This is a genomic window from Hydrogenophaga sp. (assembly GCF_018780075.1).
GTDB lineage: Bacteria > Pseudomonadota > Gammaproteobacteria > Burkholderiales > Burkholderiaceae_C > Hydrogenophaga.
The window spans coordinates 1-9,360 of record NZ_JADMKB010000182.1; the positions used below are offsets into that span (position 1 = coordinate 1).

Below are 9,360 nucleotides of genomic sequence, written 5' to 3' on the forward strand. Positions count from 1 at the left end.
CGCCGATGTTTTTCGGGTAGTCGTCGCTGATGTACTTGAAGACGCTGGCCTTGCCAAAGGCCCAGGAGATGCCCAGGATGAACATCAGGCCGGTGAACATGTAGACATTGAGGCCGATGTGGAAGGTCTTGGGCCCGTCCACGGTCGTGACGGTGAAGTCGGTCTGCGGGTAGCTGAGCAGGAACAGGCAGATCCAGCTCACCCACATCACCCACCAGGTGACCTTGTGGGCACCGAACTTGTCCGACAGGATGCCGCCGATGGCGCGCAGCACGCCGCCGGGCAGCGAGAAGCAGGCCGCGAGCAGGGCGGCGACACGGATGTCGAGACCGAACTCGCCGACGTAGTACTGCACCATCCAGAGCGAGAGCGCGACGTAGCCGCCGAACACGATGCTGTAGTACTGGCAGTACTTGATGACCTTGGGGTCCTTGAGCGCCTTGAGCTGGTCGGTGAACTTGACGTTGCTCGGCACCAGGTGCGCCGGGTCGCTGTGGCTGAAGAGCCAGAACAGGATCACCGTGCCCAGCATGATGGCCGCGTACACCTGCGGCACCATGGTCCAGCCGAAGGCCACCAGCAGCACCGGCGCGACGAACTTGTTGACCGCCGCGCCCGAGTTGCCCGCGCCGTACACGCCCATGGCCATGCCCTGGCGGTGCTTGGGGAACCAGCGCGCCACATAGGGCGTGCCGACCGAGAAGGAACCGCCCGCCAGACCGACGAACAGGCCGATGGTGAGGAAGTGCCAGTACGCGGTGGCGTAGCTCATGAGCCAGATCGCCGGCACGGTGATGGCCATGAGGATGGCCATCACGATGCGGCCGCCGAAGCGGTCGGTCCAGATGCCCAGCGGCACGCGCACCAGCGAGCCGGTGAGCACCGGCGTGGCCATCAGCAGGCCGAACTGGGTGGAATTGAGGTCGAGCGCTTTCTTGATCGGTATGCCGATGACGCCAAACATCATCCACACCATGAAGCAGACTGTGAAAGCCAGCGTGCTGACGATCAGCACCGACCAGGCTTTTCTTTCGTTGCGAAGTTCAGAGGCCATGTTCTTTCTCCAGAGACATGGCATGACTGTCCGGTTTTTCGCCCGCGCCGAACATCCGCCGGAGGGCGCCCGGCACGCAGCAGAAGGACGATGCCCGCCACAGCGGCCATCGTCCGGATGAACTACCCCGGGGCCCGAATCACCCCGACTTGATGTGGATCAAACGGGGTTCCACCGATTCACCCGGCCGGCGCGCGATCCGCCGCGAATGAAGTGACCAAAGGCCCAGGCCAGCGCGGAACCGGCTTTGCCGGGCCGCTGCTGGCGCCCCCTTGAGGGGGTGACGCCGAAGGCGGCGCGGGGGTGGACGGTTTAAACCAGACCGCGTGTCGTGGCGTAGACCGCGGCCTGCACCCGCGAACTCAGGCCGAGCTTGCGCAGGATGTGCTGCACATGGATCTTCACCGTGGTCTCGGCGATGTCGAGCGCGCGCGCGATCAGCTTGTTGCTGTCGCCGCGCGCGATCAGCAGCAGGATCTCGCGCTCGCGCGGCGAGAGCAGATCGGGCGAAGGGCCGCCGGGCCGGGCCGGCTCCAGCGGGGCCGGTGCGCTGTCGGCCGGACGGGAGCGGAACACCGAGACCAGCTTGGTCAGCATCTCGGGGCTGATCACCGATTCGCCGTCCAGCACCTTGACGATGGTCTCGGCCAGCTGGTCGGACTCCACCGTCTTGAGCAGGTAGCCGTCGGCCCCGGCGCGCAAGGCGGCGGCGAGGTCGTCTTCGTTTTCGCTCACGGTGAGCATCAGGATGCGCGTGCCCGGCGCGGCGTCTTTCAACGCGGGGATGGCGTCCACCCCGTGCACACCGGGCAGGTGGTTGTCGAGCAGGATCACGTCGGGCTGCGGCGCCTGCGCCAGGCAGCGCAGGGCCTCACCGATGTCGCCCGCCTCGCCGGTCACCTCGAAGCGCTCGTCCTGCGACAGCAGGGCCCGCAGGCCGCGGCGAAACAGGTTGTGGTCGTCCACCAGCAGCAGCTGGATGCGGGGAGCGGGGGCTTGGGTCATGGGGCGGGCAGGATCTCGGACAGTTCTTGCAGGTTCAGGCCCAGCGTTCCGACGCCACGGCCGCTCACCGGGTAAGGGGGCAGGGTCAGGGTCACCGTGGTTCCCTGACCGGGGTTGGACACCAGCTCGACGCTGGCACCGATGCGCTCGGCGCGCTCGCGCATGATCTTCATGCCGACGTGGTTCTCGCTGCGGTGCTGGCGGGTGTCGAAGCCCGCGCCATTGTCGCGCACGACAAAACGCCAGCGTGCGGCCTTGTGCACGTCGAGGCTGACGTGGCTGGCCCCGGCGTGCTTGCGCACGTTGGACAAGGCTTCCTGCACCACGTGCAGCACCTGCACCTGCACGTCGGGCGGCAGCGGCAGGCCCTCGCCATCGAGCTGCAGGCGCGTGGGCAGGCCGGTCTGGTGCTGGAACTTCTGCAGCGTCTCCTGCAGCGCCGCCTCGATGTCGTCGGTGTTGGTGCGGGTGCGGAAGTGCACCAGCAGCTCGCGCACGTCGTTGATGCTCTCCTTCAGCCCGGCGTCGAGCTCGTCGAGTGTGGAGCTCACCTTGTCGGGCTGCTGCTTCTGCACCGCGTTGCGCAGCAGGCCGGCCTGGATCTTCAGGAACGCGAGCGACTGGGCGATCGAGTCGTGCAGCTCGCGCGCGATCAGGGCGCGTTCTTCGCCCACCGCGGCCTCGCGCTCCAGCGCGGCGGCGCGCAGGCCTTCGAGCGCGCTGGCCAGGTGGCTGGCGAGCGCGTCGAGCAGCTCGGTTTCGTCGGCGTTGAGGTGCACCTCGCTGCGGAAAAAGAGATCGATCTCGCCGATCAGCCGCTGCTGCAGGCGCACCGGCACGCTCACCAGGCTTTCGTAGCCCGCGCGCGCGCAGTGGCGCATGGGGGCGTCGGCGTGGTTGTGGATGGGGATCACCCGCGTGCGGGCGTCGGGCTTGAGGTTGCCGCAGGCGCAGGCGCCGGCCAGCAGGCTGCGCTCTTCTTCCTGCATGTCCTGCGGGAAACAGTCGGACGCCAGCATCAGGTAGCGCTGGTTGGCTTCGTCCGACCAGCGCACCGCCACCGCGTCGGCCTTCATGACCTGGCGCACCCGCTGCGAGAAGCCGCGGGTGAGTTCCTCGATGGTGCTGGCCTGCGCGAGAAAGGCGCTCACTTCGTACAGCGCTTCCAGCCGCGCGCGCTGCGCCTCGACGCGCTGCGTCTTCGCCTGCACCTTGGCCTCCAGCCCCTCGTAGAGCGACTGCAGGGTGCTGGCCATGCGGTTGAAGCCGGCGGCCACCTGGCCGAATTCGTCCTGCGTGTCGACGTCGATGCGGGTGCCGAACTCGCCCCCCTCCACGCGCGCCAGCACCTTGCGCAGGTGCGCCAGCGGGTTGATCACGTAGAGGTAGCCGGTGTAGAGCATGATCACCGCACTGCCGATGGCCAGCGCCATCATCACGAACTGGAACAGGTTGAGGATGGCGGTGTAGCCCGAGAGTTGCTTCTCGATCACCAGCACGAACTGGTCGATGGCATCGACGAACTCGCCCGCGGCCTGCAGCGAGCGCGCGGCATCGGGCGGTACCTCACCCCGCCACAGCGGGCGCTGGTTCTGCCAGAGCGCCTCGACGGTGACGAACTGCTGGCTCACCTCGTCGTTCCAGGGCACGAACAGCGGGCGGCTCGGATCGCCGCGGCGCAGCAGGCCCAGGCTCTGATCGAACTCGGACACCAGCGCCTGGACCTCGACGGCCGGGCGCTGGGCCGCCACCGAGCTGTTGAGGCGCCAGATCTGCATGCGCATGCGCCCGGCCTCGTTCACCGCGGCCGCGCCGCCTTCGAGCTGCCAGGTCACCCAGAGCGTGAGGCCGATCGAGGCCAGTGCGATGACCAGCAGGCTGGCGCCGATGCGGATCAGCTTGATCGAGAGGGAAACGGTGGATGCCATGGCCATAGGTTAGCGGCTTTGCCCCGGCCCCGATACCGCCGGGAACCACCACCGCCCCTGAGACCCCGGCGCCAGCAAGGGCATGCAACCATGCATGGTCCTGCATGAATGTGCATCTAAAATTCATGTTTCACGCCGCGCCCACGACGACATGCCCACACCCCCCGAACCGGCGACCCAGCCGGTGTTCTTTCCCCTGCTCGACCAGCAGCAGAAGATCTACCCGCGCTCGGTGAGCGGCCGCTTCGCGCGCTGGCGCTGGGTGATGGTCTGGCTGACCCAGCTCGTGTTCTATGGCCTGCCCTGGCTGCGCTGGAACGGCAGGCAGGCCGTGCTGTTCAACCTCGATGAGCGGCACTTCTACGTGTTCGGCCTGGTGCTGCAGCCGCAGGACTTCATCTACCTCGCTGCGCTGCTGGTGCTGTCGGCGCTGGCGCTGTTCTTCTTCACCGCCATCGCCGGTCGCGTGTGGTGCGGCTACGCCTGCCCGCAGACCGTCTACACCGAGATCTTTCTCTGGGTCGAGCGCCGCATCGAGGGCGACCGCAGCGCCCGCATGCGCCTGGACGCGCGGCCCTGGGGGCTGGAAAAACTGGCCCGCAAGGTCGGCAAGCAGGCGGCCTGGATCGCCATCGCGCTGTTCACCGGTTTCAGCTTCGTTGGCTACTTCATCCCCATCCACAGCCTGGCCGAGCAGAGCCTGGCGCTGACGCTCACGCCCTGGGCCACCTTCTGGGTGTTCTTCTACGGCTTCGCCACCTACGGCAACGCCGGCTTCATGCGCGAGCAGGTGTGCAAGTACATGTGTCCCTACGCGCGCTTCCAGAGCGCGCTGATCGACATGGATTCGATGGTCATCGCCTACGACGCGAAACGCGGCGAGCACCGCGGCGCCCGCTCCCGCAAGGCCGACCCCAAGGCGCTGGGCCTGGGCGACTGCATCGACTGCACGCTGTGCGTGCAGGTCTGTCCGACCGGCATCGACATCCGCAACGGCCTGCAGAACGAATGCATCGCGTGCGCGGCCTGCATCGACGTCTGCGACGAGGTGATGGACAAGATGGGTTACGCCCCCGGTCTGATCCGCTACTCCTCGGGCAACGGCATCGAGCAGGGCTGGTCGCCCGCGCGCATGCTGCGGCGGGTGTGGCGGCCCCGGGTGCTGATCTACGCCGCGCTGCTGCTGGTGCTGGGCAGCGCCTTCGTCTGGAGCCTGGGGCACCGCAGCGACTACGGCGTGGCCGTCAGCCGCGACCGCGGTGCGCTGGCGCGCCAGACCGGCAACGGCGACGTCGAGAACACCTACCGGCTGCAGATCACCAACAGCCTGGAGCAAGCCAGTGGCTACACCGTGCGCGTCTCGGGCATCGAGGGGCTGCGGCTGGACACGGCCGCGGGGCTGCAGGTGGGCGCGACCAGCACCCACAGCATGGCGGTGCGGCTGGTGCTGCCACTGGCCTGGGCGCAGCACCACAGCGGGGAGACGCTGCCGGTGGTGTTCCAGATCGAAACCGACACGGCCGGCGCACACGAGCCGGTTCAGGTGAACAGCACCTTCATCGTGCCGCGCTATTGAGGCGGCGGACTGGTTCCGATACTCGCGAGTTGCCGTGCTACTCCCTCGCCTGCCAGACCGCCGCGCTCCAGGTGGGCGCAGCCGATTGGATGAGCTTGAGAATCTCGGGCGGAAGGTCACCCGGCCCGGTCAGCTGGCGAATCTCCAGCACGTCGTCGGAGCCCCACCCTGAGGGGGCGCGCAGCGCCCACCCGATGGCTTCTTCGAGCGACTTCACCTCGATGATGTAGAAGCCGCCGACGAGTTCCTTCGACTCGGCGAAAGGACCGTCGACGAGGTGTCGCTTTCCCTGTGAAACCGCGACACGCGCGCCCCTCGCCGAAGGGTTCAAACCCTCGGACGCCACCAGGATGCCGGCCTTGTGCATGTCTTCGTTGAACCGCATGTAGGCCGTGAAGAGCTTTTCGTCGAAACCCGCTGGCGGGTCTGTTTTCGTGTCGTCCGTGCCTGCCTGTGCTGTGATGATGAATCGCATCGTGATGTCTCCGTTGGTGGGTGCCGCCACTGCCACGACGAACGGTAACGCCTCAGATCGACAGTGGCACGCACTTTTTTCGCAAGGCTTCGAATCAAAGGGTTCGCTCCGCCACCCCTCCCTTGCCCTCTACGGCGTCTTCGCGAACTTTTCGATGTGGGGCGTCTTGCCGTGAAGGTGCCACCGTGTGTCGGAAGCACGCCTACGCATCCGGCAGCCCCGGTATGTGCTTCACCACGCGCACCACCTTGCGCGCGCCAGCCCCCGGGGGCGACATGGGTTCCAGCAGATCCGCCAGGGTCACGCCGTCGAGCACCGCGAGGTAGCTGTCCATCGCCTGCCGCAGCGTGCCTTTGAGACGGCAATGGCCGTCGAGGCGGCAGGTGTTGTGTTCGCTGTCAAAACACTCGACCAGGGTGAAGTCGGTTTCGGTCAGTCGGATCACCTCGCCCAGCACGATCTGACGCGCCGGCTTGAGCAGGCGCAGGCCGCCGCCGCGACCGCGTGTGGTCTCCAGCAGCCCCATGCCCGAGAGCGTCATCACGATCTTGGTCAGGTGGCTGCGCGAGATGCCGTGGGCCTCGGCGATTTCGCTGATGGTGGCGGGCTTGTCGCGCTGCGCGCAGGCCGCGCAGTACATGAGCACGCGCAGGCTGTAGTCGCTCCAGTGGGTCAGTCGCATGCCGTGATCTCCTGGGGCATCGTTCTTCCGGATACCCCGTGTCGTTCTGTGGAAATATTCACCTGTTGTGAATTTTATCTTTTAATACATGCATTCAATGTGAATGTTTAAAAGGACGCCCCGTGAACCACGCCCCCACCGTCGCCATCCCCACCGCCGACCGCGCGCAGCAGGCCATCGGCCAGATCGCTGTGGATCTGCCGGGGTCCACGGCCGTTTTCCGCCGGCTCAAGCTCGATTTCTGTTGCGGCGGCCAGGTGCCCCTGCAGCAGGCCTGCAACAGCAAGGGGCTGCCGCTCGACGCGGTGCTGGCCGAGCTGGCCTCGCTGGAGCGCTCCAGCGAGACGCCGGTCACCGAGTCGCCCGAGGTGATGATCGATCACATCCTGGCCCGCTACCACGCGGTGCACCGTGAGCAGTTGCCGGAGCTGATCCGCATGGCCCGCCGGGTGGAGGCGGTCCACCGCGACAGCCCCGACGTGCCCCACGGTCTGGCGGAACACCTCGAGATCATGGAGGCCGAGCTGCTGGACCACATGGACAAGGAAGAGCAGGTCCTGTTCCCGATGCTGCAGGCTGGCGGCCACCCACAGGCCGCGGACCCCATCCATGTCCTGCGCGAGGAACACACCGGCCACGGTCAGATGCTGGAGCGCCTGATGGCACTGACCGGTGACGCCACGCCCCCACAGGGCGCCTGCAACACCTGGCGCGCCCTGTACGCCGGCATCGCGCAGCTGTCGGACGACCTGATCAACCACATCCACCTCGAAAACAACCTGCTGTTCCCGCGGTTCGAGCCGTCGGCCGAGACGCAAGCCGTGGCGGCCTGAGCCCCGACTCCCCCAGCATCGGCCGGGCCGTTCAGGCGCTGCCCGGCCGGCCGGTCACCGGGATCGGGTCGTGCCGCTGGTGGCGGCCGCGGCAGGCGCTGGCGCGTGTTGCGTCGACAGCAATGACAGCAGCTGGCTGACTGGGCGGCTGGGGGGCCTGCCTCGCGCCGTCAGGCAGCCGAACACGCCCAGCTGCTGGCGCACCGTGTACCGGATGCACGCCAGCAGGCGGTGCGATTCGTAGCGCGCCGCCACCTCGGCGGGGATGACCGCGATCATGTCCGAGCGCACGAGCAGGTTCATCGTCGTCAGGATCGACGAGGTCTCGATCAGGCCGCGTGGCAGCGGCGCCTTGTGGCGGCGGAACTCCTGCTCCAGCACCTCGCGCATGGGGCTGCCGCGCGGCTGCAGGATCCAGGGGTGGTTCAGCAGGTCGGCGAAGGCCACCTTGGGGCGGCCCGCCAGCGGATGGTCGGGGTGGGCGACCACGCTCAGGGCCTCGTCGGCCACAGGCCGGAAATCCATGTCGTCGAGCGCGCCCTCGGGCACGCGGCCGATCACCAGGTCCAGGTCGCCGCGGCGCAGGCTTTCGGTCAGGCGGTCGCTGGTGTCCACCGTGATCTCGATGGCCAGGTTCGGGTGCAGCTGCTTCAGCGCCAGCAATGCGCTGGAGAGCAGCTCGGGCGAGGCGGCCATGATGCTGCCGATGTGCAGCTTGCCGGTCCCGCCCTGTTCGATCCCGTCCAGTTCGCGCGTGAGCGCGTCCAGGCTGCCTTGCAGGCCCTGGAAGTAGCCCATCACGCAGTGCCCGGACTCGGTCAGCCGGAGCCCCCGACCCGCGCGCTCGAACAGCGCGTGGCCCAGGGCGTGTTCAAGCTCCTGGAGCATCTTGGTGGCCGCCGGCTGGGTCATGCCGAGCTCCGCCGCCGCGGCCCGCAAGGTGCCATGGCGCCCGATGGCCAGCAGCAGCGCCACCTGGCGCATGCGCATGCGGTTCAAGAGCTGCGAGGTCTGGATGAGCGCCATTGAATTGATAACCCACGGTTATCTATAGTTCACTTAATTTCAGTATACGGGAATCAATCGGGTGCCTACCATCCGCTCACAAATTGCCCGATTCATCCACACGACAGGAGACCAACATGAAACCGTTCCCACTGGGTCTGACCCTCATTGCCCTGAGCTTCGCCTCGACCTGGGCACAGGCGCAGGAATGGCCGCGCCAGCCGGTGAAACTGCTGGTCGGCTCGTCGCCCGGCGGCGGTACCGATGCCATGGCGCGCGCCGTGGCCGACAAGCTGGGCCCCTTGCTCAAACAATCGGTGGTGGTCGAAAACCGGGCCGGCGCCTCCAACACCCTGGCGGTGGACCTGACCGCGAAATCCACCGACGGACACACCATGGTCATGGGTGTCTCCACGGCCCACGCCATTGCCCCGCACCTGCTCAAGCTGTCCTACAACAACGACAAGGACCTGGTGCCGGTCGCCTTCGTGGGGTCGGTCCCCAACGTGCTGGTGGCCAACATGGCGCTGCCCGTGACCAGCGTGGGCGATCTGGTCAAGCTGGCCAAGGGCCGGCCCGGTCAGCTCAACTACGCCACCAGCGGCTCGGGCAGCACGCAGCACATCGCGGCCGAGCTGTTCAAGGACGTGGCCGGCGTGTTCATCACCCACATTCCCTACCGCGGCAGCGCGCCCGCGCTGGTCGATCTCATGGGCGGGCAGGTGCAGGTGAGTTTCGACACCATGCCCTCGGTGATCGGCCACATCCGCAACGGCAAGATCCGCCCGCTGGCGGTGGCCGC

The 9,360-nt window shown here is 67.3% G+C and carries 9 protein-coding genes; 3 read left to right on the forward strand and 6 right to left on the reverse strand.

Annotated features, from left to right (window positions below; all coding sequences use genetic code 11):
* The 3 genes from IV088_RS25645 to IV088_RS25655 all read right to left on the reverse strand — a co-directional run.
* The coding region (locus IV088_RS25645; protein ID WP_291107809.1) for a nitrate/nitrite transporter at positions 1-1,054 on the reverse strand (1,054 nt) is incomplete at its 3' end.
* 312 nt (positions 1,055-1,366) lie between these two features.
* Entirely contained in the window at positions 1,367-2,059 is a 693-nt protein-coding gene (locus tag IV088_RS25650) for a response regulator (RefSeq protein WP_291107812.1), read from the reverse strand.
* Positions 2,056-3,987 (reverse strand): type IV pili methyl-accepting chemotaxis transducer N-terminal domain-containing protein, encoded by a 1,932-nt coding sequence (locus IV088_RS25655; RefSeq protein WP_291107814.1) that lies wholly within the window; start codon positions 3,985-3,987, stop codon positions 2,056-2,058. Before IV088_RS25655 ends, IV088_RS25650 begins: the two co-directional genes overlap by 4 nt.
* Before the next feature lie 151 nt (positions 3,988-4,138).
* On the opposite strand from IV088_RS25655, the gene ccoG reads away from it, so the two are divergent.
* Positions 4,139-5,563 carry a cytochrome c oxidase accessory protein CcoG gene (gene ccoG, locus IV088_RS25660; protein ID WP_291107816.1) on the forward strand — a complete coding sequence of 475 codons (1,425 nt, stop codon included), beginning with the start codon at positions 4,139-4,141 and terminating at the stop codon, positions 5,561-5,563.
* A 37-nt stretch (positions 5,564-5,600) separates the two neighbouring features.
* Here ccoG and IV088_RS25665 read toward each other — a convergent pair whose 3' ends face one another.
* Both IV088_RS25665 and IV088_RS25670 read right to left on the reverse strand, forming a co-directional pair.
* A complete protein-coding gene (locus IV088_RS25665; protein WP_291107818.1) occupies positions 5,601-6,038 on the reverse strand; it encodes a YciI family protein in 438 nt (145 codons plus the stop codon).
* Positions 6,039-6,240: 202 nt separating this feature from the next.
* Positions 6,241-6,720 carry an Rrf2 family transcriptional regulator gene (locus IV088_RS25670; RefSeq protein ID WP_291107822.1) on the reverse strand — a complete coding sequence of 160 codons (480 nt, stop codon included), beginning with the start codon at positions 6,718-6,720 and terminating at the stop codon, positions 6,241-6,243.
* A 122-nt stretch (positions 6,721-6,842) separates the two neighbouring features.
* Here IV088_RS25670 and ytfE point away from each other — a divergent pair, with 122 nt between their 5' ends.
* A complete protein-coding gene (ytfE, locus tag IV088_RS25675) occupies positions 6,843-7,553 on the forward strand; it encodes an iron-sulfur cluster repair protein YtfE (RefSeq protein WP_291107825.1) in 711 nt (236 codons plus the stop codon).
* 54 nt (positions 7,554-7,607) lie between these two features.
* Here ytfE and IV088_RS25680 read toward each other — a convergent pair whose 3' ends face one another.
* Positions 7,608-8,579, reverse strand: a complete 972-nt coding sequence (locus tag IV088_RS25680; protein WP_291107828.1) for a LysR family transcriptional regulator — start codon at positions 8,577-8,579, stop codon at positions 7,608-7,610.
* A 116-nt stretch (positions 8,580-8,695) separates the two neighbouring features.
* Between IV088_RS25680 and IV088_RS25685 the strand changes: the two genes are divergently transcribed.
* Positions 8,696-9,360: tripartite tricarboxylate transporter substrate binding protein (locus tag IV088_RS25685; protein WP_291107831.1), on the forward strand; the 665-nt coding region annotated here is incomplete at its 3' end.